Origin of the sequence: Vibrio sp. ECSMB14106 (assembly GCF_000972265.1) — a bacterium.
In the GTDB taxonomy this organism is placed as follows: domain Bacteria; phylum Pseudomonadota; class Gammaproteobacteria; order Enterobacterales; family Vibrionaceae; genus Vibrio; species Vibrio kanaloae.
Window position 1 is genome coordinate 126,109 of the sequence record NZ_LAUM01000004.1, and the last position, 23,484, is coordinate 149,592.

Annotated in this window: 17 protein-coding genes; 6 read left to right on the forward strand and 11 right to left on the reverse strand. The window is 44.9% G+C overall.

Translation table 11 applies throughout. The annotated features are described in order from the left end of the window. Positions 1-155: 155 nt before the first annotated feature. From WR49_RS04055 to xsc, 5 genes are all read right to left on the reverse strand, one after another. A complete protein-coding gene (locus tag WR49_RS04055) occupies positions 156-1,157 on the reverse strand; it encodes a TRAP transporter substrate-binding protein (RefSeq protein WP_046223151.1) in 1,002 nt (333 codons plus the stop codon). A 120-nt stretch (positions 1,158-1,277) separates the two neighbouring features. Next, complete coding sequence (locus tag WR49_RS04060) at positions 1,278-2,726, reverse strand: NAD(P)/FAD-dependent oxidoreductase (protein ID WP_046223152.1); 1,449 nt, start codon at positions 2,724-2,726, stop codon at positions 1,278-1,280. 48 nt (positions 2,727-2,774) lie between these two features. Further along, on the reverse strand, positions 2,775-3,212 hold the full coding sequence (locus WR49_RS04065; RefSeq protein WP_017057938.1) for a nuclear transport factor 2 family protein: 438 nt from the start codon (positions 3,210-3,212) through the stop codon (positions 2,775-2,777). A 262-nt stretch (positions 3,213-3,474) separates the two neighbouring features. Further along, a complete protein-coding gene (locus WR49_RS04070; RefSeq protein ID WP_046223153.1) occupies positions 3,475-4,281 on the reverse strand; it encodes an FRG domain-containing protein in 807 nt (268 codons plus the stop codon). A gap of 429 nt (positions 4,282-4,710) precedes the next feature. Beyond that, the gene (gene xsc, locus WR49_RS04075) at positions 4,711-6,522 is read right to left on the reverse strand and encodes a sulfoacetaldehyde acetyltransferase (RefSeq protein ID WP_017057935.1); all 1,812 of its coding nucleotides are present in this window, start codon (positions 6,520-6,522) and stop codon (positions 4,711-4,713) included. 262 nt (positions 6,523-6,784) lie between these two features. On the opposite strand from xsc, the gene WR49_RS04080 reads away from it, so the two are divergent. After that, positions 6,785-7,768: an AAA family ATPase gene (locus WR49_RS04080; RefSeq protein ID WP_017057934.1), complete on the forward strand. Its 984-nt coding sequence runs from the start codon at positions 6,785-6,787 to the stop codon at positions 7,766-7,768. A 3-nt stretch (positions 7,769-7,771) separates the two neighbouring features. Then, positions 7,772-9,490 carry a cobaltochelatase CobT-related protein gene (locus WR49_RS04085; protein ID WP_046223154.1) on the forward strand — a complete coding sequence of 573 codons (1,719 nt, stop codon included), beginning with the start codon at positions 7,772-7,774 and terminating at the stop codon, positions 9,488-9,490. Positions 9,491-9,573: 83 nt separating this feature from the next. Here WR49_RS04085 and WR49_RS04090 read toward each other — a convergent pair whose 3' ends face one another. Then, positions 9,574-10,338: a sulfite exporter TauE/SafE family protein gene (locus WR49_RS04090; protein ID WP_046223155.1), complete on the reverse strand. Its 765-nt coding sequence runs from the start codon at positions 10,336-10,338 to the stop codon at positions 9,574-9,576. Positions 10,339-10,394: 56 nt separating this feature from the next. Further along, on the reverse strand, positions 10,395-11,513 hold the full coding sequence (gene pta / locus WR49_RS04095) for a phosphate acetyltransferase (protein WP_046223156.1): 1,119 nt from the start codon (positions 11,511-11,513) through the stop codon (positions 10,395-10,397). A 155-nt stretch (positions 11,514-11,668) separates the two neighbouring features. Between pta and WR49_RS04100 the strand changes: the two genes are divergently transcribed. Together WR49_RS04100 and WR49_RS04105 are read left to right on the forward strand one after the other, a co-directional pair. Continuing rightward, complete coding sequence (locus tag WR49_RS04100) at positions 11,669-12,457, forward strand: IclR family transcriptional regulator (RefSeq protein WP_017057930.1); 789 nt, start codon at positions 11,669-11,671, stop codon at positions 12,455-12,457. A gap of 93 nt (positions 12,458-12,550) precedes the next feature. Beyond that, a complete protein-coding gene (locus WR49_RS04105; protein WP_046223157.1) occupies positions 12,551-13,978 on the forward strand; it encodes an NAD-dependent succinate-semialdehyde dehydrogenase in 1,428 nt (475 codons plus the stop codon). A gap of 233 nt (positions 13,979-14,211) precedes the next feature. Here the strand turns inward: WR49_RS04105 and WR49_RS04110 are convergent, their stop codons facing one another. Both WR49_RS04110 and WR49_RS04115 read right to left on the reverse strand, forming a co-directional pair. After that, positions 14,212-16,395, reverse strand: coding sequence for a malate synthase G (locus WR49_RS04110; RefSeq protein ID WP_046223158.1), 2,184 nt, complete (start codon positions 16,393-16,395; stop codon positions 14,212-14,214). Positions 16,396-16,550: 155 nt separating this feature from the next. Further along, positions 16,551-17,504: a LysR family transcriptional regulator gene (locus tag WR49_RS04115; RefSeq protein WP_017057927.1), complete on the reverse strand. Its 954-nt coding sequence runs from the start codon at positions 17,502-17,504 to the stop codon at positions 16,551-16,553. Positions 17,505-17,634: 130 nt separating this feature from the next. Between WR49_RS04115 and WR49_RS04120 the strand changes: the two genes are divergently transcribed. Both WR49_RS04120 and WR49_RS04125 read left to right on the forward strand, forming a co-directional pair. After that, positions 17,635-19,233: an isocitrate lyase gene (locus WR49_RS04120; protein WP_046223159.1), complete on the forward strand. Its 1,599-nt coding sequence runs from the start codon at positions 17,635-17,637 to the stop codon at positions 19,231-19,233. Between the two features lie 220 nt (positions 19,234-19,453). Continuing rightward, positions 19,454-20,011 (forward strand): hypothetical protein, encoded by a 558-nt coding sequence (locus tag WR49_RS04125; RefSeq protein WP_046223160.1) that lies wholly within the window; start codon positions 19,454-19,456, stop codon positions 20,009-20,011. A gap of 158 nt (positions 20,012-20,169) precedes the next feature. Here WR49_RS04125 and WR49_RS04130 read toward each other — a convergent pair whose 3' ends face one another. Continuing rightward, positions 20,170-20,544 (reverse strand): cystatin domain-containing protein, encoded by a 375-nt coding sequence (locus WR49_RS04130; RefSeq protein ID WP_046223161.1) that lies wholly within the window; start codon positions 20,542-20,544, stop codon positions 20,170-20,172. A 250-nt stretch (positions 20,545-20,794) separates the two neighbouring features. After that, the gene (locus WR49_RS04135; RefSeq protein WP_046223262.1) at positions 20,795-23,248 is read right to left on the reverse strand and encodes a M9 family metallopeptidase; all 2,454 of its coding nucleotides are present in this window, start codon (positions 23,246-23,248) and stop codon (positions 20,795-20,797) included. Positions 23,249-23,484 lie beyond the last annotated feature (236 nt).

A 23,484-nucleotide genomic window follows, 5' to 3' on the forward strand; every position in this document is an offset into this window, starting at 1 on the left:
AATGTTGATTTCCACATGACAACCAGTCGCTCACGGTCCTAAAAAGATCAGGTACTGAACAGATCAACAAGTAAAGCCATGTAAATGCCCTATCTCACTGTTCTATCGCTAGGTGATTAAGTAGCGGAGAGCAGTAAATAGGGCGTATCTAATCGTTACTTTCTACCTAGTAACTCAAGAACGTCGTCTAGCTTGTCTTTGCCCCCAATGCTTGAGTAGAACTTAGGCCAAACTGATTTCGTTACATCGCTGATCCACTCTTGCTCATTGTCTGCTGGGTCTGTGAATACCATGCCTTTTGCTTGTAGTTCTTCACGGATCTTGTTTTCAGTATTTTCCAGGTAAGCAAAGCTGTGCTCTGTCGCTTCCTGACCCGCTTCAAGAATGATTTTTTGCATCTCTGGAGTCTGTTGCTGGAACACCGTTTCACTGACTATTAGCGGCTCAAGTGAGAAGATGTAACGGAGGTTGGTTACGTACTTTTGTACTTCATTGAACTTCATGGCATGAACAGTGATATATGGGTTGTCTTGACCATCAACCACACCTTGTTGCAAGCCTGTAAAAGTCTCAGACCATGCCATTGGCGTTGGATTTACACCCCACGCTTGGTAAGAAGCAATCATGATTTCGTTACGAGGAACACGAATCACTAGCCCTTTAAGATCCTCTGGCGAAGCGACTGGCTTTTTCGAGTTAGTCAAAACCCTAAAGCCGGAATAAGCCCAACCAACGATGCGAACTCCAGCATCTCGAATGGTGTTATCGACGAGGTCTTGGCCAACTTGGCCTTGAGTAAGTAGAACCGCTTCTTCTGCGCTTTGAATCACATAAGGCATGGTCAGTAGACCAACAGTTGGAGAGAAAGGGGTTACGTTGTTGATCGCCAGTACAGAGAAGTCGAGAAGACCGATTGCCGCATCGTTGACAGTGTCTTGCTCATTGCCTAATTGGCCATTCGGGAAAAGATCGATTTTCACTTTACCGTCTGTTTTTTGCTCCATCAGTTCAGAAAACGAGGTCGCCAATTCCCACTGCGTACCACCAGCAGCATCGCCGATAGCCATTTTAAAATTCGCTGCTGCCGCAGTATGAGATAGCACCGCTGTTGCTACGATGGTGACACCAGCAATAATTTTATTTTTAATAAATTTCATAGTCTTAACCTTTCCTATCGTACAGACTTCCTGCCTGTACTTTGCTCACAAGGTGACCTGGTACAACTTTCCTGGTCGTAGTTCTATTTCCCTATTTTGGAAACAATGTTCGAGTCGCGATTACAGCTTTTCATCCTTTAACGAATACCACTGATAAAGGAACCGCTGCCCCATTCTGCGAAACGGTGCAAACATCTCTGATTCCACCATTTCCCTCACGTTGGGGAACGGAAGTTTTGATTCAAATATCGGTAGGTCCAACTTGTGGCCTTCACCTGCGATCCACTGAGCGAGGCGTTTACCTGCTTGAGCGGAATACATCACGCCATTGCCGCCATAACCCAGTGCGTAGAAGATGGATTGCTTTGGATTCGGCTGATAAATTCTCGGCATCATGTCGTGGCTAACATCCACCCATCCCCACCATGAATAATCGATTTTGATCTGATCGAGAGAAGGGAATTTTCGGGTTAAATCCGCTCTCAACATGTCTTCATATTTCTTTTCAGGTGCGTTCTTGCCACTGATGGCACTGCGTGTACCAATCTGTACTCGGTTATCCGGTAGCAAACGGTAGTAGTGGCGCAGAATTCGAGTATCAGTAATCACTTGATTGGTTTTGAAGTTACACGCGGCGATTTCGTCTTGAGTTAACGGACGTGTCACCATCGAGTTAGAAAGCACTGGTAATAGGCGATTCTTAAGCTCGGAATGCAAACCTTGGCTGGTGTACCCACCGGTGCAAACACCGACAGAGCGAGCCTTCACAACACCACCTGGCGTTTTCAGGTAATGTACACCGCCACGAGTTTCCCAACCCATCACAGGGCTAGACGGGTGAACTTTAATGCCGAGTGCTCGCGCCTTTCTTAGGTAACCAAACGCCAGTTTCCCTGCATGAATACCAATCCCTTCGGGCTCATGCATCGCGCCTGCCGCTTCTTGGTCACCAACGTAATCACGCTTTACGGTTTCCGCATCTAAGATCTGCGCATCGTAGTCAAACGTGTCACGTAGTAACTTGGCTTCTTTCTCAAGCGTTGCCATCACTTTTGGACGGTGAGCCACATATAAATGGCCACCCGGCTGCGGATCACAATCAATATCTTTGATTAGAGACTTAAAGGTGTTCATGCCATCTACGCATTCGCGGTGCATTTTCAGCGCAGTTTCTAATCCCCAACGTTCAATCCACTGAGAACGCTTCAAACGCCCTGATGCACACTGTGCCTGACCACCATTTCGGGTGCTGCAGCCCCAACTCAAACGGTTGGCTTCAATCACTGTCGCTTTAATACCGTACATTTCAGCAAGATGTATCGCAGTGCTTAGGCCAGTGAAGCCTGAACCGATAATCGCCACATCGACATCCATGTCTGACGTGATTGGGCCATCATCTTCGGGTGGTGCGCCTGCGGTATCTACCCAGTACGTTGGTGCGTATTCCTTACCGTGACCTGGGTTTTTATCTTTTAGTGGATCGTATTTTGGATCGTATTTATCTTTTGCTTGGGTGCTTTTCACCTTTGGCGCCACATCGGCTGCCGGTTGTTCCATTACTAAACTCATAATTCGACTCTCCTAGTCATAACACGTGAACGGGTTGTGGTTTCGTGTCTAGCTCTTGGGAGTGTTGTTAGGAGTTAAAAGAGGTCGTGTTTTACGGAAGGCATTTTTTACGCTGATTTTTCCATCTTTCAGGGTAAACACGTCGACCATGCGAGCTTCGATGACGCTGCCATCCGGGTTCGTTGCAGAAAACGTTGACTCACTCACTGCTTGGTCACCACACACAAAATGCACAGGGTCGCTCCAAGCCGCATCTGGAAAGTTCTGCCAAACCAATTCAAAGCTATTTCGAACCGCTTCGTACCCTTCGATAGTGTTTCCAAGCAAGCCTTCGCCTGCCACCGTGTGGAATACACAGTCTTCCGTCATGAAAGACATGAGCGCCTCAATATCATGGTTATTCCACGCATCACTGAAAGACTGTAAAAAAGCGGTGTCGACTTGGTTTTCCAGCACGCATGTCGGTGCATTGGTTTGCATATTCATATTCCAGAATCCTTTATGTTTTCGTTATTGGTTTAAATTTCAGTAGCTTTGCGCCACTTTTTTATTAGAGTGTTTAAACTAGATTTGCGAAAATTTAACAACCTGATAACAAGGTTCATCACTCTAACTTCGAGTTAGGTTATAAACAATCTCTAAGCTCACAGATTTCATCTTTTTATAAATTAATTAGTGTTATAATTTTATTTACTCAGGTTTTCACTCTCGATATTAGAGATATAATTAAATTGGAACGTGTTAGCCTTTAGTCGAAATCAAAGTCTTGATGATACTTTCGACCATACTGTTCAAGTTGACGATCATGAGTATTAACTTGTAATTCGATACTGCCATCACCTTTATTTATTACTTGGTTGTTATCTACATGTGCTTCATTTTTTAAATCTGTTAGTTTCTCTTCGATATATTCTGTCGGTTCATTTAAAACATTCATGGATATTAACTCCTTTATCAGGTTTACTTTCATTGATGGAAGAATATGAACGGACACTAGACCGTTTGAATAATCTTTCTCATCGTACAAAGGCTGAATGGCATCATTGCCACCTTCCTTAAATGGGTGAATGGAATACCACTTGTCCTTGCGTGGCTCTTGTTTATCGCAATCCGCCACATTAAATATCTGTGTTTTGTTGAGATCACACGGTGAAAAAAAGAAACTAACCCGCTGATAATCAACAGCTTTAATTATATTTATGCAGTCTTTACTTTGGCTGTGACACACCGACCACAGCGCATTTAACAGGTTATCGGTCCATTCCAGTAAACGGGTGGGAAAGCCCAGTTTCTTGGCTAAACACATCAATAACCAGTCATTTATATCGTTAGAACTCAGCGAGTGACCACCGTAAAGTCTCACCGTAGCAAGCAGCTCTTGTTCGACACGGCGTATGTTCCTACGATTTGAACGGCCTAAACTTGGCATCAGATTACTGTTTTCATAATCACATACGTTATAAATCAAACCACGTTGATCACTGCATTCATTCATTAATGAATCAATTATTTCATACAGTTCTTCGAGCGTGCTGATATAACATTTATTGTTCATATTTGGTTCCAACCACTCGACAATATAAATAACTAAATTGAAATTGATTCGTTAAAAACTGACATATAATAAAATACACAGACTAAAGTCTAATAACTCTATCGGCTTATCGGTAATTACTATTTAAAAGTCACTCATAATAATTATTGATAAGCCTCTATTACTGAAACCGAGCACCTATTCATCTTGGTTATTTCATTAGGGCTCTAATATTTAGAGCGAAATAATAGAAATATATGACCCAATACTTAGATAACAGCACTATTAAGAATCTTTGAAAACCACTCGATCGCTGAGCCATTCTGTTTCATCATCTAATTTAAAATTAATGGCTAGTATTAGAGCTTAATTTGTTTGCCCGACCACATTCTCGATAACTCTTTATCTTGCATTCACGAGACTGTTTTGGTCGGACAAACTTCCTATGACTTATACGTAATCTTTGTATTTATCTAGGAAACGAACCGGCGTTGATAGTGCATCTCGGCGGAACGGGTCGCCCAATTCCTGAGTACACATGATTTCAATGATGGTTGTTTTGCCTTCGTTCATTTGCATGTCGATGGCTTTTTGTAGAGTCGGACCTACATCTTCTAGCTTATCAACCGTGATGCCTTCAGCACCCATTGCTCGTGCGATTTCTGCAAAGCTTTGGTTATCCAGTTCACCAGCAACAAAGCGTCGGTTGTAGAAGTCGACTTGGTTCTTCTTCTCTGCACCCCATTGACGGTTGTGGAATACCACGGCTGTCACTGGAATGTTATGGCGAACACATGTCATGGTTTCCATCAGGCTCATGCCCCACGCACCGTCGCCTGCATAAGAGATAGCTGGACGATGAGGTGCCGCTGCTTTCGCACCAATGATGGTCGGGAATGCGTAACCACAGTTACCGAAACTCATTGCAGCAAAGAAGCTACGTGGTTTTTCAAAGCGTAAGTAGCTGTTTGCCACTGAGTTGATGTTACCGATATCCGTCGAGACCATTACGTCTTCTGGCATCGCTTTTTCTAGCTCTCGCAGTACTTGGCGTGGGTGTAGGTATTCACCACCAGAGAACGGAGTCTCGTGTGAGTTTTCTTCAATCATATCCAAGCTGAAAGAGTCACGTTCGTGTGTCCACTCATCAAGCTCTTTTTCCCAAAGTGCTTTCTCTGTAGCGACGGTGTCTTGACGAGCGCCTTTGTTGTCATCACACAACAGTGCACGGCCTTCCAATCTTTCAGATAGAGCAACCGCAGCTGCTTTCGCGTCGCCGCAGATACCAACAGAGATCTTCTTAACAAGGCCAAGCATCTTGTTGTCTGCATCAATCTGAATGATTTTCGCGTTCTTCGGCCAGTAGTCCATGCCATGTTGAGGCAAAGTACCAAATGGACCAAGACGTGTACCCAAGGCAATAACCACATCGGCTTGAGCCATCAATTTCATTGCTGCTTTCGAACCTTGGTAGCCTAGAGGGCCACACCATAATGGGTGACTAGCAGGGAACGAGTCATTGTGTAGGTAGCTGTTCACAACCGGCGCACCCAGCCTTTCTGCTAATGCTGCACACTCTTGAACTGCGTCAGCCATTACCACGCCACCACCAGAGATGATGACTGGGAATTTCGCTTCTGCAATCAGGTCTGCCGCTTCATTCAAAGATTTTTCACCACCCGGACCACGGTCTAAACGCGCGGGTTTGGGGATCTCAGTTTGAGTTTCACCGTAGAAGTAGTCACGAGGAATATTCAGTTGAGTCGGACCCATTTCGCTCATCGCACGGTCGAAGCATCGGCCTGTGTATTCCGCCATACGGTCTGGGTGCGTTACGTGTCCTTGATACTTAGTAAACTCTTGGAACATTGGAAGCTGGTTACACTCTTGGAAACCACCTAAGCCCATTGTTTTAGTGCCTGTCTCTGGCGTCACAATTACGACCGGGCTATGTGCCCAGAACGCCGCTGCAATCGCAGTCACACAGTTACTGATACCCGGGCCATTTTGCCCGATAACCACACCGTGGCGACCCGATACACGAGAGTAACCATCTGCCATGTGAGCAGCACCTTGCTCGTGTACTACTGGGACCAATCGAATGCCAGCAGGAGCAAAGATATCCATTGCGTCCATAAATGCTGACCCCATGATGCCGAACATGTCGGTAACATCATTAGCAACCATAGTTTCAACGAACGCTTCTGATGGTGTCATTGTTACTGTGCCGGAAACAACCGTACGTTTTTCTTGCTCACTCATTCTTCCATTCTCCTTGAGTTAACCAAAATTTCATTTTTCGGAATGATTTGTCTCTTTTTCGAATTCATTTTTACCTTAGTTGTAGATTTTTTGTGCGTCAACTTTTTATATTAAATTGGAACAATTCATTCTAATTAACAAAACTGGATCACATTATTGATAGTTTTTCGTACAAAAAGTGCCGTTAACTTAACTGGAGCTGTTAATAATCGACGACATAGCGCAATAACATCGACAAGTAATGGGTTATATAGAGGGAAGAATGATGAAAGAGTCGGAATTGACACCAACGCGACAGGTAAGTGTTAGAGAGTGCTTTGGCATCGACAGCAACCTAACGGTGATGGCGTTTGAACATGTGGGAGAGTATGTGCCAAAAGTCGATCCTAACTACTGTTTTGATCCTGAAGTGACGCTGGCGATATTGGCGGGGTTCACCTCTAATCGCCGTACGTTGATACAAGGCACCCACGGAACGGGCAAGTCTTCTCACATTGAACAAATCGCCGCGAGATTAAATTGGCCGTGTTTGAGGATCAACCTAGACGGACACTTAAGTCGATTGGATTTCATTGGTAAAGACAGCATCGTTATTAAAGATGGAATGCAAGTGACAGAGTTTAAAGAAGGCATTCTTCCACAGAGCATTCAACAACCCATCGCACTGGTATTAGACGAATACGATGCAGGACGACCAGATGTGATGTTTGTGATTCAACAACTGTTAGAGCAAGACGGAAAATACACCTCTTTGGAACAAAACCGAGTGATCACTCCTCACCCCTCTTTCCGTCTGTTTGCTACTTGTAATACGCTCGGTTTGGGGAACTTTTCGGGTTTGTATTCGGGTACTCAAGTGCTTAACCACAGCCAGTTAGATCGTTGGAACATCATTGCCACGCTCAACTATTTAGATCCACAACATGAAACCAAGATCGTGTTATCCAAGCTTCCAGATCTGAATAATGAAAGTGGCCGACAACTGGTTGAGAAAATGATCGCAACGGCAGGGTTAACTCGCAACGGGTTTCGGGCTGGCGACCTTTCAACGGTGATGTCGCCACGAACGGTACTCACTTGGGCCGAAAACATCCAAATATTCGACGATGTAGCCACCGCATTTAGGCTGTCATTCTTAAATCGCTGCGAAGACGAAGAGAAAGAGTTGGTAAGCGAATACTATTTCCGTTGCTTTGGGGAAGCCTTGGAAACACATACTCAAAACTATTCGCACTCGGAGTCGTAAACCATGGCCAATGTCTCTTCCCAGCAGAAAAAGATCCTCGACCTTGGTGTGTCTGTCGCCAGAGCGATCAGTGGCGAGTTGAGCCTGAATTATCGAGGAGAGCGTCTCTATAAAGGCAATATCCCTTGTTATTACCAGTCCGCGCACACCAACGATCTGACCTTTGTATCACGTCATGAGCTGAAAAACAGCAAGCTTTCGATGCAAGGTAAGATCGATTCATCAGCACTACGACTCTTGCTTTCTGATGCTGAACTTCATTACTCATTGCGACCGAAAAACGAAGTCGAACGTCTGCTTTACGACTTCTGCGAACAGGTGCGAATTGAATCTCAAGTTCCATCTTATCTAAAAGGTGTAACCAACAGTATTCAATTCAACTTTGCGTATTGGAGCGACCAATATCATCAGAATGGTTTTACTGAATCTCGCATTGGCATGCTGCTCTTCACATTGATGCAGGTTATCCACACTCGCTTAACCGGTGTTCCCGTTTCGGAACCGATTGCTGAAACCATTGAATCGACACGTGCCGGCATCGTGCCTACTTTTGGGCACAGCCTGAGGCGCTTAAAGCAACATAGAAGCGACCAACAACAGTTTGCACACTGCGCCAATGAGCTAGCCTCTTTAGCACAAGAGCTTATCAACCAAGAACAAGAGAGTAATAACTCGCCGACACCTACGGTTGAAGAAGACATTAAGATCCTTGCTCAGCTTGCATTGATTGTTGATGGCGACATTCAAGATGAAGACGTCGATACCGACATCACAGGCAGTAGCAAGGTATTCGAACTGTCGGGCGCCAATTATCAGGTCTTTAATTCAGAATTTGACCACGTGGTCGCCGCAGATAAACTCGTCAGGCGCGCTCTGTTACTCGATCTGAGGCAAAAGCTCACTGATGACATCATGGCGAGACAAGTCAACACTCGCCGTTTAGCCGCGATGCTCACTCGCTTTGTTGCCACTCCACAAACGAACCGACGTCAGGATCATTTAGAAGAAGGCATTGTTAACGCCACCACAATAACCAAGCTCATCACGTCGCCATTGGATCGCACTGTCTTTTATCAACCTGACATCGGCGCATCTCATCAATGTGCCATCACGTTTTTGATGGACTGCTCAGGTTCAATGCAGAAACACAGTCACAAGCTAAGTCTACTGATAGATACAATTCTCAAATCCGTTGGACTGGCCAACATTCCATTTGAGATTATTGGCTTCACCACCAATAACTGGAACGGTGGCAAAGTTTATCGACAGTGGCTCAAGCAAGGTCAGCCGAAACACCCAGGCCGCTTAAACGAAGTTCGACATATTGTGTTTAAAGATTTTGATACACATTGGAGACGCTCTCGCCTTGGCATTGCGAGCCTTCGCAAAGCCGATATATTTAAAGAAGGGATTGATGGCGAAGCGGTGCAGTTCGCTAGTCAGCGGTTGCAACAGCACATTGCACAAAGAAAGGTTTTAATCGTGTTCTCAGACGGCTGCCCGATGGATACCGCCACCAGCACAGCCAACGATCAGTTCTATTTGGATAACCACCTCAAACAAGTCATTGAGCGTGAATCAACCAAGAACAGTATCGAAATTCATGGTGTGGGAATCGGTGTCGATTTAAGCCCGTACTACCGCAGTAACATCACTTTAGATGTACAAGAAAGCTGCCTGTTTGGTTTATCTAAGAGCATCTTCGAGATGCTAAAGCGTTGATGTGTCTGTGAGGAGGGTTTAATCAAACATTAAACGGAATCAAGCCCTCCTCCTTCAAAGATAACTTTGATAAAGAAAACGTTCTAAGCCGCAAGTAACGACCATGCAGAGACAGCCATTAAATACCCACCAATCAACATCAACACAATAAACACCAACTTTCTGAGTTGATCATTGGACAACGGCGGTGGAAAACGTCGAGCAAACATCGTGACAAGCGCCACCAAGGGAACAGCAATAGCAGACAACCACAGTATGCTTGACTCCATGTCGCCTGCTGCGTAGACATTGACCGTTCGGGACATCGACGTACACGCGAAAACCATCAGCAATGTGCTTCGCACCAGATCGAGCGTAAAAGGTTGTCGATAGAGATGGTAAACAATCGGTGGGCCTGCCATACCGAATAACCCACCCGCGAGCCCAGAACTAAAACCAGATAACAAGAAAGATACCGTTGCCGAACGGTCCTTTCTGGTTTTAGGTTTGAACATAAAGCTCAAACCTGCGAATAATACCATCGCACCCAATAGTCCTCGGAGAATATTCGTGGCCGAATCGCTCAACTCGTCTAGCAAGAACACCCCCATAGACACGCCGGGGATAATACCGATAACTAACACCACCAAAATCTTGAGCTCCCCAAGCAATGGCTTACCCATCAACGCAACCAAGCAATTGAACAAGGTCACAATACTGACCACAGCGGCTATAACTGGTAAGGAAACCAAATTAAGGCTGACCGTTAAACCAATCACGATGATACCGAGGCCAAAACCCGTGACCGTTTGGAAGTAGGTACCTACCGCAATAGTGGTAAGAATGGCGAGTAAAACAGGTAACTCCATTGGTAATCCTAATTAGTTTTTTTACTTAGTATGTAGCGAGCTTTAGGTATTGAGTCTTAGTATCTAAACTCAAATTCTGATTCTTCTCTTTCTTTAGCTTCTTGATCTTCTGTAGCGTTTTGATCTTCTGGAGCTTCTTGAGCATCAGCTTCAACACCCGTCATTGGATTTGCCGTTTTACCTTGTTGTGCTTGCACGGCAGTCACTGCAATTACATTGAAGATATCTTCGGCGCTGCACCCTCTGGATAAGTCATTGGCAGGCTGATTCAGCCCTTGCAACAACGGACCAATCGCAACTGCCCCACCCAACCTTTCCGCAAGCTTATAACCAATATTACCAGCTTCTAAATTGGGGAATACCAACACGTTCGATTGGCCTTTGACCTCTGAATCTGGCAACTTTTTAGCCGCTATTTCGGTGACAATCGCTGCATCAAGCTGAACATCTTGGTCAACCGCAATACCGGGACAACGTTGTTTCACGAGTTGAGCGGCATTACGAACCTTATCGACCGATTCGTGTTTGGCACTGCCGTTGGTCGAAAAGGAGAGCATTGCGACTTTCGGTTCTTCCATCAACAGCGTTTGTGCACTGTTTGATGCCGCCACTGCAATCGATGCAAGTTCAGTTTCATTAGGGTTAATTACCAAACCACAATCACTGAAAATCATGCCACCTTTAAGATTATGGAAAGGTTCACACAACATCATCAGAAAAAAGCTCGAGACCAATTCACTGTCTGGTGCAGGCCCAATGATCTGCAGCGCGGCTCGCACCACATCTGATGTGGTATAAACCGCTCCATTAACCGTGCCGTCAACCAGTCCTTCCCTTACCATCAAGTTGGCAAAAATCAGTGGGTCTGTGACCTTCTCCAATGCATCTTCATAAGTCATGCCCTTGGCTTTTCTTAACTCATAGAGCCGTTCGGCCAACACGGCTTTAAGTGCTGATGTTTGTGGTGAAACAATGTGAATGCCCGCAAGGTTAATATAATGCAGCTGAGCGGCTTCGATAATCGCCTTTTCGTCGCCCACCAGCGTGATATAAGCGAGCTGTTTATCTATCGCTAATCGTGCCGCTTTGAGTACACGAGGGTCTTCAGCTTCACTCAAAACCACACGCTTACGATCTAAGTGCGCCTTATCAATAATCCGTTCAATTGCTTTCATTTTTAAAATTCCACTTATTGAGATTAATTGTTCCATAATTTGTATTTATATTATTGAAATAATAAAAAAGGTCAAATTTTATTCAGATAATTGAAGAATATTGATTTGATATGTACACTCTTACACATAGACATATCGCAAGGATGAATCACTGTATGCAAACAGAAACACCACAAGTTCAAGGAGATACGCCCACTCTCCGACTTTTTGCACTATTAGAGGTGATAGCGCAAAAAGACGAGTTTATTTCTCTTCAAGGGCTCGTCGAAGAAACAGGACTACCGAAACCCACCCTACACCGCATGCTGCAACAATTAGAATCCGCGGGTATCATTCAAAGAGATGGCGACGAAAAGCATTACAGCTCTGGCATTCGACTCAGAAAGTTGGCTGAAAACTTACTGTTCAACAGCACCATGCACAGCGCGAGGCGCACGATTCTTGAAAACCTTCGAGCAGAAGTCGGAGAGAGCTGCAACCTAACCGCACTATCAAGCGGTGAGATCATCTACCTTGACCGCGCAGAAACCGAAGCGCCACTTCGCTTCCATTTGCAACCTGGCTCTCGCGTTCCTGTGCACTGCTCAGCGACAGGCAAATTGTTTTTGGCTCACATGTCGAAATCACAGCGCAGAAGACTGATCGAAAACGTGCCACTGACTCAGTACACAGTGAAAACCATCACCGACTACTCAGTGTTAGAGCAAGACATCGAACAAGCTAAGATCCAAGGCTTTGCGATTGATGACGAAGAGTTTCTACCGGGTTTGGTGTGTATCGCAGTACTCATTCCATCACCAACCGGTCAATCCAATCTCGGTTTGGCAATCCAAGCACCAGTGATTCGAGTGAAACCAGACGAAGCGATCAAGTTCCTACCTGCTCTTCAAAAAGCCGCGAAAGCATTGGCGAAGATAGAAGCAGACAACTGGGCGCAAGAATAACATTGGTAGGCTAAAACGAATCATCAGCACTGCCATAGACATCAACTCAATAACCGCATCAATACGTGTTAGTAATCATCAAGAAGGAATCACATGCTAGAAATTAATAACCAGCGCTTACTCTCTTTTATGGTGACTGAAGCGGATAAAGCAGTAGCAGTAACCAACCCAGCAACGGGTGAGCTTATTGGACATGCGCCTATATCATCTGAGACAGAATTAGACAGAGCTATCGAGCGATCTCATATTGCACAGAAAGAGTGGGCAAAAATTCCGGCTAAATCTCGCGCTGCGATACTGAAAGCTTGGCATCAACTGATCCTTGAAAACAAGGACGACCTTGCTCACTTAATGACGATCGAACAAGGCAAGCCGTTGGAAGAAGCAACGGGCGAAGTGGTTTATGGTGCAAGCTTTATCGAATGGTTCGCTGAAGAAGCAAAGCGTACCTATGGTGATTCAATTCCAAGCACAGTCGCAGGAAAACACTTAGTGACGATCAAGCAGCCGATCGGAGTGGCGTGTGCCATCACACCGTGGAATTTCCCGATAGCGATGATCACACGTAAAGCCGCGCCTGCACTGGCGGCTGGCTGTAGTTTTATTGTTAAGCCTTCTGACGAAACGCCACTTTCAGCATTTGCTGTTGTTGAACTGGCCTACCAAGCGGGTATTCCTAAAAATCTGCTTCAAGTTGTATTGGGTGACAGCCCAGAACAGATTGGCGAGCTATTCACCTCACACCCATTGATCAAAAAGATCTCTTTTACAGGCTCTACCCGTGTCGGCAGTATCTTAATGGCTCAAGCTGCAAAAGGAATCAAACGCACCTCGATGGAGCTTGGCGGTAATGCTCCGTTTATTGTGTTTGACGATGCCGATATCGATGCTGCGGTTCAAGGCGCAATGGCTTCGAAATTCCGTAATGCAGGCCAAACCTGTGTTTGTGCTAATCGATTCTATATTCACAGCAAAGTACACGATGAGTTTGTGGCTAAATTCGACCAAGCGGTGCAGCAACTCAAAATTGGCAACGGCTTAGACGAAGGCATCAACATTGGCCCTGTGATCAGTGAAAGAGCGAAACAGAACATCCAAGGTTTGATTGACCGCGCCATTGAACAAGGTGCCCAGCCTGTAACCCCAACGCAAGAGCTTGCGGGCTTGTTCATTCAACCTGTCATTCTTAAAGACGTGAAGCACGACATGGACATCGTTCAACAAGAGATTTTTGGCCCTGTTGCTCCTATTATGAAGTTCGATAGCGATGAAGAGCTGATCGAAATGGCGAACGATACGATCTATGGTTTAGCGTCTTACTTCTACAGCCAGAATATCCACCGTGTGTGGAAGGTAGCAGAAGCACTTGAATACGGTATGGTTGGCATTAATGACGGCCTCATCTCAACAGAGGTTGCACCTTTCGGTGGGGTTAAGCAGTCAGGTATTGGCCGCGAAGGCGCTAAAGAAGGCATCGACGAGTACATGGATATTAAGTATCTATGCTTTGGCGGAGAATGAGGTTAGTAGTAATACGTTTCATCACTAAGTCAGTTCTTCCCTTTCCATTCCCCGTGAACACTCAAAAAAAAAGCCGCGCTATAAAGCGCGGCACCTTGGGCTCGGTTTAAATGGATGTTTCTTTTCTTAGTGGTTTTATTATTAAGTGACGTTGTTATTTAGTTATTCTGTAACACGGTTACGTTGCTTTGCTATTTTGTTTTCTAGCTATCTAACAATTTAGCAGCCTTGTTTTATGCAAGTGCTTTTAACTTCAGTCGCATAGCATGCAATACAGGCTCGGTGTAACCACTTGGCTGAGCACAACCTTCAAATACCAACTGGCAAGCTGCTGAGAAAGCAATGCTGTTTTCAAAATCTGGTGCCATATTGCGGTAACTCGGATCGCCTGCATTTTGCTCGTCAACGACGGCCGCCATACGTTTCATGGTTTTCATTACTTGGACTTCATCGCAAATACCATGGCGTAACCAGTTAGCGATGTGTTGGCTTGAAATACGCAGCGTCGCTCGGTCTTCCATTAGCCCTACATCGTTAATATCTGGCACTTTCGAACAACCTACTCCTTGGTCAATCCAACGAACTACGTAACCAAGAATACCTTGCGTATTGTTGTCCAATTCATTTTGGATATCTTTCGCGGTCAGCTTTTGATTGCCTAGTAGCGGAATAGTCAAAATATCGTCTACATTGGCTCTCACTCGCTCACTAAGCTCTTTCTGGCGGCTTGGTACGCTCACTTTGTGATAGTGCAAAGCATGCAAAGTCGCAGCCGTTGGCGATGGTACCCAAGCCGTATTCGCGCCCGCTTGTGGATGTCCGATTTTCGCGTCCATCATCTTCGCCATATTATCTGGCTCTGGCCACATACCTTTACCGATTTGAGCTTTACCTTGCAGGCCACAAGCTAAGCCAAGATCAACGTTTTGATCTTCGTATGCGCCAATCCAAGTCATGGTTTTCAGTTGTGTTTTCGGAGCGAATGGTCCTGCTTCCATACTGGTGTGGATTTCATCACCCGTTCGGTCTAGGAAACCTGTGTTGATGAACACGACACGATCTTTGGCTGCGCGAATACACTCTTTCAAGTTCACAGAGGTACGACGCTCTTCGTCCATAATGCCGACTTTAATCGTAAAGCGATCTAAACCTAATGCATCTTCAATTCGACCAAACAACTCATTGGTGAAAGCCACTTCTTCAGGGCCGTGCATCTTAGGTTTTACAATATTAATGCTGTTCGCGGTTGAGTTTTGATACGGGCTATTACCCTTTAAATCGTGCATTGCGATGAGCGATGTCACCATGCCATCCATAATGCCTTCAGGCACTTCATTACCTTCCGCATCAATAATCGCAGGGTTGGTCATTAGGTGGCCCACATTGCGAATGAACAACATGCTACGGCCTTTCAGCGAGATCTCGCCACCCGTCACGCTGGTATACTGACGATCTGGGTTGAGGTTACGAACGATAGTTTTGCCGTTTTTCTCAAGCGACTCTTGTAAATCACCTTTCATTAAACCTAACCAGTTACGGTAAGCCAGTGCTTTGTCTTCACCATCAACCGCAGCGACAGAGTCTTCGCAATCCATAATGGTGGTGAGAGCCGATTCCACCAACACATCTTTAATTCCAGCCACATCAACGCTGCCAATTGGCGCACTCGGATCGATCTGAATTTCGATATGGAGATTATTGTGCTTCAGCAGAATGCAAGAAGGCGCGCTTGCGTCTCCTTGATAACCAATAAACTGGTTGCGATCAATGAGAGTGACTTCTTCGCCGTTATCTAACGTTGCTGTCAGCATGTTGCCAATGTTCACATTGCTGATACTGTACTTAGTCACATCTTTATGAGAAACACCATTCAATGGCGCAGCTTCATCAAGGAATTCTCTGGCGTAAGTGACAACTTTAGCGCCACGAACAGGGTTAAAGCTGCCACCTTTCTCTGCACCATCGCTTTCACTGATGACATCTGTGCCGTAGAGCGCATCGTATAAACTGCCCCAGCGCGCGTTTGCTGCGTTAAGTGCAAATCGCGCGTTCATGATAGGCACCACAAGCTGTGGGCCTGCTTGTGTCGCAATTTCAGGCTCTACACTTGCAGTGGTAACTTGGAAGTCTTCGCCTTCCGGCACTAGGTAGCCAATCTGCTGCAAGAACTGTTTGTACTCTGCTGCGTCGAGTGTTTGACCAGCACGCTCTTGGTGCCAAACATCAATCTGATGTTGAAGATCTTCACGCTTGATAAGCAAAGCACGATTTTTTGGTGCCAGATCTTTAAGGATCGCTGCAAAAGATTGCCAAAAGTCTTCAGCGATAATGCCTGTTCCAGGAATGACCTGCTCATTAATTAATTGGTAGAGGGTGCTATCAATGTTCAAGCTTCCCTGTTGAATACGACTGCTCATAAAATCTCTCTCAAGCTAACTGATGACTACTCAATATATTTACTTAACTGACTTAAATTTAAATAACTAGTTTAAACTTACTTAACAGGTATAAATTTAGCTAATTTATGCCTGTTATACTGAATATTCATATAAAAAATACCCTGCAAACTATGTTACTCCGTCACACCGCTTTCTATTTCATTGGCGACACTTTTAATCAAGCGACGCATCCACTGGTGGTCTGGATTGGTTTGTAACAATGGGCTCCACGCCATTTTCACCTCGAAAGGTTCAATCGCAAATGGGGCTGGTTTGATTAATAAATTAGGATTGTTGCGCTGTAATTGCGCGGCTTTAGTTGGAATAGTAAGGATAAGGTTTTTCTGCTGAGCAAAGAGAATCGCAGATAGATAATGTCGGGTAAACACCGTGATATTGCGGGTTTTACCAATGCGCATTAATGCTTCATCTATCCAACCGAGCTTTTGCGCTTCACTTGGATTGATCCCGACTCCAGTTCCCATACCCGTCTTACTTACCCAAATGTGTTGCGCCTTTAAATAAGATAAAATATCAAAGTTGTCGGCTATTGGATTGTCACAGCTAAATAGGCAAGAAAACCCGTCGTGCCAAAGGCTCATCTGATGGAAGGACTGTGGAATATCATCAAAACGGTTGATGATAATATCAACAGTACCTTGTTCTACATCCTGATAGCTCACATCACTTGGCGTCATTATATCCAGTCGTATTTTCGGCGCTATCTCACTCAGTTTTTTTAATAGCGGCTGAATAAGGGTTGATTCAGCATAATCACTCGCCATGATACGGAACACACGTTCGCTATCTTCAGCCCTAAACTCAGTGGTGGGCTGTAGCGTCTTTTCTACATTCGCCAAGATGTTGCGAACCAGCGGCTGCAACTTTTGCGCTCGCTCGGTAGGAACCATTCCTTCACTGGTTCTCACCAACAGTGGGTCTTCAAACAGATCACGTAATCGACGAAGGCCATTACTCATGGCTGGTTGAGTTATTCCCAATTGATTTGCCGCTCGTGTAACGTTTCTTTCACGTAGCAACATGTCTAAATACACAAGCAAATTAAGGTCTATACGAGCAATATTCATAAGAAAAATACCGAATATAATAACTATAAATTAACAAAATTATCACATGCGTGGTTATTCTTTGTCCATAGCAAAGTTTTAATCCAAGCCAATTTGGCAACCATACCCCACGTGAAACTAAGGAATAGTTATGTCGCAAATTACACAAGATATCGAAAAGATTGAAGTTGCAAAAAGCGCTGCAGGTGCTCCATGGGATGCAATTAACCCTGAATCTGCTGCTCGTATGCGAGCTCAAAACAAATTCAAAACAGGTCTGGATATCGCGCAATACACGGCAGATATCATGCGTGCGGATATGGAGGCTTACGATAAAGACAGCTCTCAATACACTCAGTCTTTAGGTTGCTGGCATGGTTTTATCGGTCAACAAAAGCTGATTTCTATTAAGAAGCACTTTGATGGCAAGACAGATCGCCGCTACCTTTACCTTTCAGGTTGGATGGTTGCGGCACTTCGCTCAGACTTCGGTCCACTTCCAGACCAATCGATGCATGAGAAAACATCAGTTGCAGGCCTAGTAGAAGAACTATACACATTCCTGCGCCAAGCTGATGCTCGTGAACTGGGTGGTTTATTCCGTGAGCTAGACGCTGCACGTGAAGCGGGCGACGTTAACCAACAAGACCTTATCCAAGACAAAATCGACAATCACGTAACACACGTGGTGCCAATCATCGCAGATATCGATGCGGGTTTCGGTAATGCGGAAGCAACATACCTAATGGCTAAACAGATGATTGAAGCGGGCGCTTGCTGTCTACAAATTGAAAACCAAGTTGCCGATGAGAAGCAATGTGGTCACCAAGACGGTAAAGTAACGGTGCCACACGCTGACTTCCACGCAAAACTTCGCGCACTTCGTTACGCATTCCTTGAATTAGGCATCGATAACGGCATCATTGTTGCTCGTACCGATTCACAAGGTGCTGGTCTAACAAAAGAAATCGCTGTAGTGAAAGAGCCTGGCGACCAAGGTGACATCTACAACTCATACCTAGATGTTGAAGAGGTTGATGTTGCTGATATGGCTGAAGGTGATGTTTGCTTCAACCGTGACGGCAAGCTAGTTCGACCTAAGCGTCTACCTTCAGGCTTATACCAATTCCGCCAAGGTACTGGTGAAGACCGCTGTGTATTTGACTGTATCGAAGCAATCAACGCAGGTGCTGACCTACTTTGGATTGAAACTGAGAAACCACACATCGGTCAAATCAAAGAGATGATGGACGGCGTTCGCGAAGTTCACCCTAACGCGAAACTAGTTTACAACAACTCTCCATCATTCAACTGGACGCTAAACTTCCGTCAGCAAGCTTACGATGCATTGGTTGCTGAAGGTAAAGATGTATCAGCTTACGATCGTGCGAACCTAATGAGCGCGGAATACGACGAAACTGAACTGTCTGCAAGTGCTGACGACAAGATTCGTACATTCCAAGCGGACGCATCACGTGAAGCGGGTATTTTCCACCACTTGATTACTCTACCGACTTACCACACTGCAGCGCTGTCTACTGACAACCTTGCGAAAGAGTACTTCGGCGACCAAGGCATGTTGGGTTACGTTGCGAATGTTCAACGTAAAGAAATCCGCCAAGGCATCGCATGTGTTAAACACCAAAACATGTCTGGTTCAGATATGGGTGACGACCACAAAGAATACTTTGCTGGCGAAAATGCACTAAAAGCAGCGGGTGAAGCGAATACGTCTAATCAATTTGATTAATCGTTAACAGCGTTTCCCCTATAAAATCTCCCCTTCCCTTTTCCCTGTTAGGTGCCGGGAGGGAGGAGGTTTTGGGATGAAGCTAGTACTGCCAGCTTCATCTCAAAGCCTCAGATTTGTGTTCCACACCACTGTTGCCCTGAAAAATTCTGTTTAAACTGATCACATTCTGTTTGATGGTTTTCCTATTTATTGATATGCCTATTTATTGAGAGTGCTTATGACTTCAATACCGACACACCTACAAGATGCTAAAACACTGCTGTCAGAAAATGGTTTCGCTACTGGTGAGACTTGGTATCACGGCACATCTTCTGCCTTACTTGATTCAATTAAAACTCAAGGGCTTAAACGCTCTGGCGATACATCACTCACCGAAGCTGCCTTAAAAACCATGGCGACTATCGGAAACGACTACACAGAATCCGTCCAACCTATCTTTTTAACTCAGAGTAAAGAGCTCGCGTATTACTGGGCTCAACAAACCGTTCGTGAGCGCAGTGTTCGTTTTGCAGGTACAGAACTACCAGTCGTGTTAGCGGTGAACCTATCAGAACAACAACGCGAAAAAGTAAGACCAGACGTTGGTGCTATGAGCCTACTAATGATGAGTACGGGAGAGCAATTCATAGAACACTTGGGTCAGATCTATCAAGAAAACAACATTGCAGGCCCTGACATAGAATTACGTACTGCCGATCGCATGGACTATCTCAACAAACTTGGGATGGCCTACATTGATGAAGACATAAGTCGAGCTTGTGTCAAGGAGTTATAAGAGTTCGAATTCAACAATTTTTATGGGATTCACTACATACCCCCTCTTCAGAATCAAAAATGGCTCCCGTTACGGAGCCATTTGCTATTTTCTGTCTGCAAGCATAGCTTGTCTATAAATATAGATTCTCTAAAAATATCAGGTCTTAAAAAACTAAACTATGAGCACAAACGACCTTGCTGTGCGGCTTGCATCATTTCGATATCACCTTGAAGAGAGCGGTACACGATGGTATTCCACACCTCACCATTATCCATTTCAAACTCGATAGCATAGTTTAAACCAGCGACTACCTGAATTCGAACACCTAATATTTTTTTGAGCTTAGCAGTGGTATTCATTTGCCCTAGAACCACATCTAGCGCTTGCTTAGCTTCTCGCGTGATGTCACTTTGTGACCAACCGCCGGTCAGGTTCTTAGTGCTGCAAATAGGATTCATTTCCTCTTGTGATTGTTCAGAAACCTCAGTTTTCTGACTACATCCAGCTAACGCAACAACACTAAACAAGGTTGCCAATAGTACTTTCTTCATAAATTCTCTCTACATCTATCATTCACGAGAGGTTACTCAAAATGATGTTTTATATGCAGGAAAGCTTAAACCTCGAATGTCATCACTTCATCAGAGATGACGCTGTAACTAACCCATAAACACAGAACACTGTTAAAAAATACAAAGCCGGACACTGATGCCCGGCTTTTATCTGTCTACCTACCTGATATTTAAACCATTTAAGTAGGTGACGTTTCAGTTAATACTGTTTGTGTTAATGTCTATTTTATTAATGAAAATACACCAACATTTCGACTTCATCCCCTTGTTGCTCTGCATCAAGCAAGAAGTGCAGATAACCCGCTTCAGTTACCGGTATTTGTAAATATTCATTGCTTCCATTGGAGTCAGACTGATATTCATGTTGCCCTGCCGTTGGCCAATATGAATTGCTTGCGTATAAGTCGACGTTGCCTGTGTTTGACTGTCCATTTTCCGCATTGTTACTTTTATCGTTCAGCCACACTCGAACTTCTTGTACACCTTGCGGAACATAGACTGCAGCGTAGCGTTGTTGATGAACGGTAAGGGTTTGAGCGTGACCTGATTCCAATACTACCGGTGTTAAATCATCTTTATCTTGTGTTGGTGGTGTTGGCGTTTCTGTCTCCAGAGATGCCACCAATGTCACATTACTAAAATCAGATCGACCTGTGATACTCATGTAGTAGCGACCTGATTTAATATAACCTGACGGTTCAGGGTCAAACGTCACTAACTCATTACTGTCGTCTCGATACTGGCTAAACTCAAAGTCATAGTAATGTGCTTCTCTGTTGTAACTCATGTACAGATCCGCATCGCCGTGCCCTTCACCTTCACGTCGAATAGCAACTTCAAAATGCGTTACGTTCTCTGGCACATCAACATAGAACAACTGCTCGCTGTACGCCTCGCCGCTCAACACCACACTTTGATTTTCAGCAAGTACTTTGACTTGTTCTGTCGGTTTTGTAGGGTCCGTCGGCTCTGTAGGATCAACCGGATCTGTTGGCTCACTTGAAACTGTGTCTAACCAACGCTCAAACTCACCATTGTATTGCGACCCAAGGAATTTCACTTGCTTCGCCCATTCAGCAAACTGACCAGAACGAGATAATACCAATAAGCTTTCTACGTCTTGCGGATGTTCTTCCAACATAAAGCGCACCGCTAAGTAACCCCAGCGATAGATACGATTAGTGTCGTGAGAGTATGTAGTCGCGAACACATCCGACAGGCTCACTTTTCCTTTGCTTATAAGGCCTAGCGCTGCATCGTAGCCTTGCTTGTAATGCATGTACTCGGCAAACCCCTCTAACCACCACACCACATAACCGTGTGCCAGATTGTCGTTAAACGATCCATATTGGTTAAAGCGTGCATCGAGATAGTGAGTGTATTCATGCTCTAAGTTGAGAATAGAAAGGTCATCGCCATTGGCGTAACGATAAGCGATAAAACGAGCAACATTACCCACCTGTGAAGGGTCGCCTTCTAGATACTGGCCACCGTTATCAGTCGTATTACCAAATAAGAAAGAGGAGTAATCTACATAACTGCCGTTGCTGCCGAACACAACGACTTCTACTCGTTCGTTATTGTCGTCAGTCACAGGTTGTTGACCTGTGTTCGCAACTTGATGGAAGTCCACCTCTTTCGCCGCGAGCACATCACACGCTTCAAGTGATTGTGCTTGTGTTAAATCTTGTGAGCGAATAATCGCAGGCCCTTGACACTCATGACGGTTAGGAAGTATACGCATTGCTAGATCACGTTTTGCTTGCTCTAGATCCAATCCATTCAAGCCGTCAGGTGCGTAATACCCCATCATCTCAACCGCCGCTAACCAAAGCTTATCGTGCTCGCTACCCAGTGGGTTTTGTGCCATCACTTGTTGCATCACTCGCAGTGCTTTGTCTCTGGTTGCTTTATCTGGACTTGCCAACAAGCGACCCGTTTCACGAACTGCGTTATAAACCAGAAAGCTCGCATCCGTGTCCAAAGCCCACATGTTATCACGCGCGAATGCCGCCAACGTATCGATGTGTTGTGTATGATTAGTCATGTAATCGTAGAAGTCATCTCGAGCAACATGTCCTGCCATTGCGCGAAATAGATTGTTGAGACCATCAACCCATTGAGTGTCTTGTGCGGTTTCTCGGTTGAATTGACGAAGTGCCGCAAGTTGTGCATCCATGGTCAGTGGTAATTGCTTAACGTTATCGACCATCAACGTCAGACTTTTCATTGCCCCCACTTGTTCACGGCCTTGATCTAGCGCGTTAGGGTTAGCTAAAAAAGCGTTGGTTGATTGAGCAAATCGCTGACTCAACGCTTCGCTGAAGTCTTGTACTTGCGCGTTATAGCGGACGTAATAAGCCGCACGAATAAACTCGCCAAAGTTCTCCAGTTTACGTGCTTGCTCAGCTTCACCTCGGTAACGGGCAATTTCTAAGTCAAGTGCAATTTGAATACGGCTTAGACTCGCTTCACTGTAGATATTGTCTAGTGAATTATCCGGGGCTGAGAACCAAGAGCTATAGCAGCTGCTATCCGCAGCTGCTACAGCGAGAGCGAGATCAGGAGATCGCTGAAGGTCAGGAACATCACACTGATGTTGAGCAAAAGTAAAACTGGAAATACTGGCAAGAACAAGAGCCAGTGCCAAACGACGACGTGGGAATAAACGGGTATGAGACATAACAACACTCATGAATTGATTATATATTTAAGGCCGCCGTTATATTCCTTGTAATTTATAAGGTGAATTCAGTTGCGTATTAATTATGAGGTTGGTTCAAAAAATAGATATTTCACACTCATTTATCGAACCAAAAAGTTAATGATCGACTTGAATACGTCAGGCTAAACGTACCAAAAACTCACGCAAGATACTGATAATATTGTAATTTACAAATTAAAATCCACATGATAAAG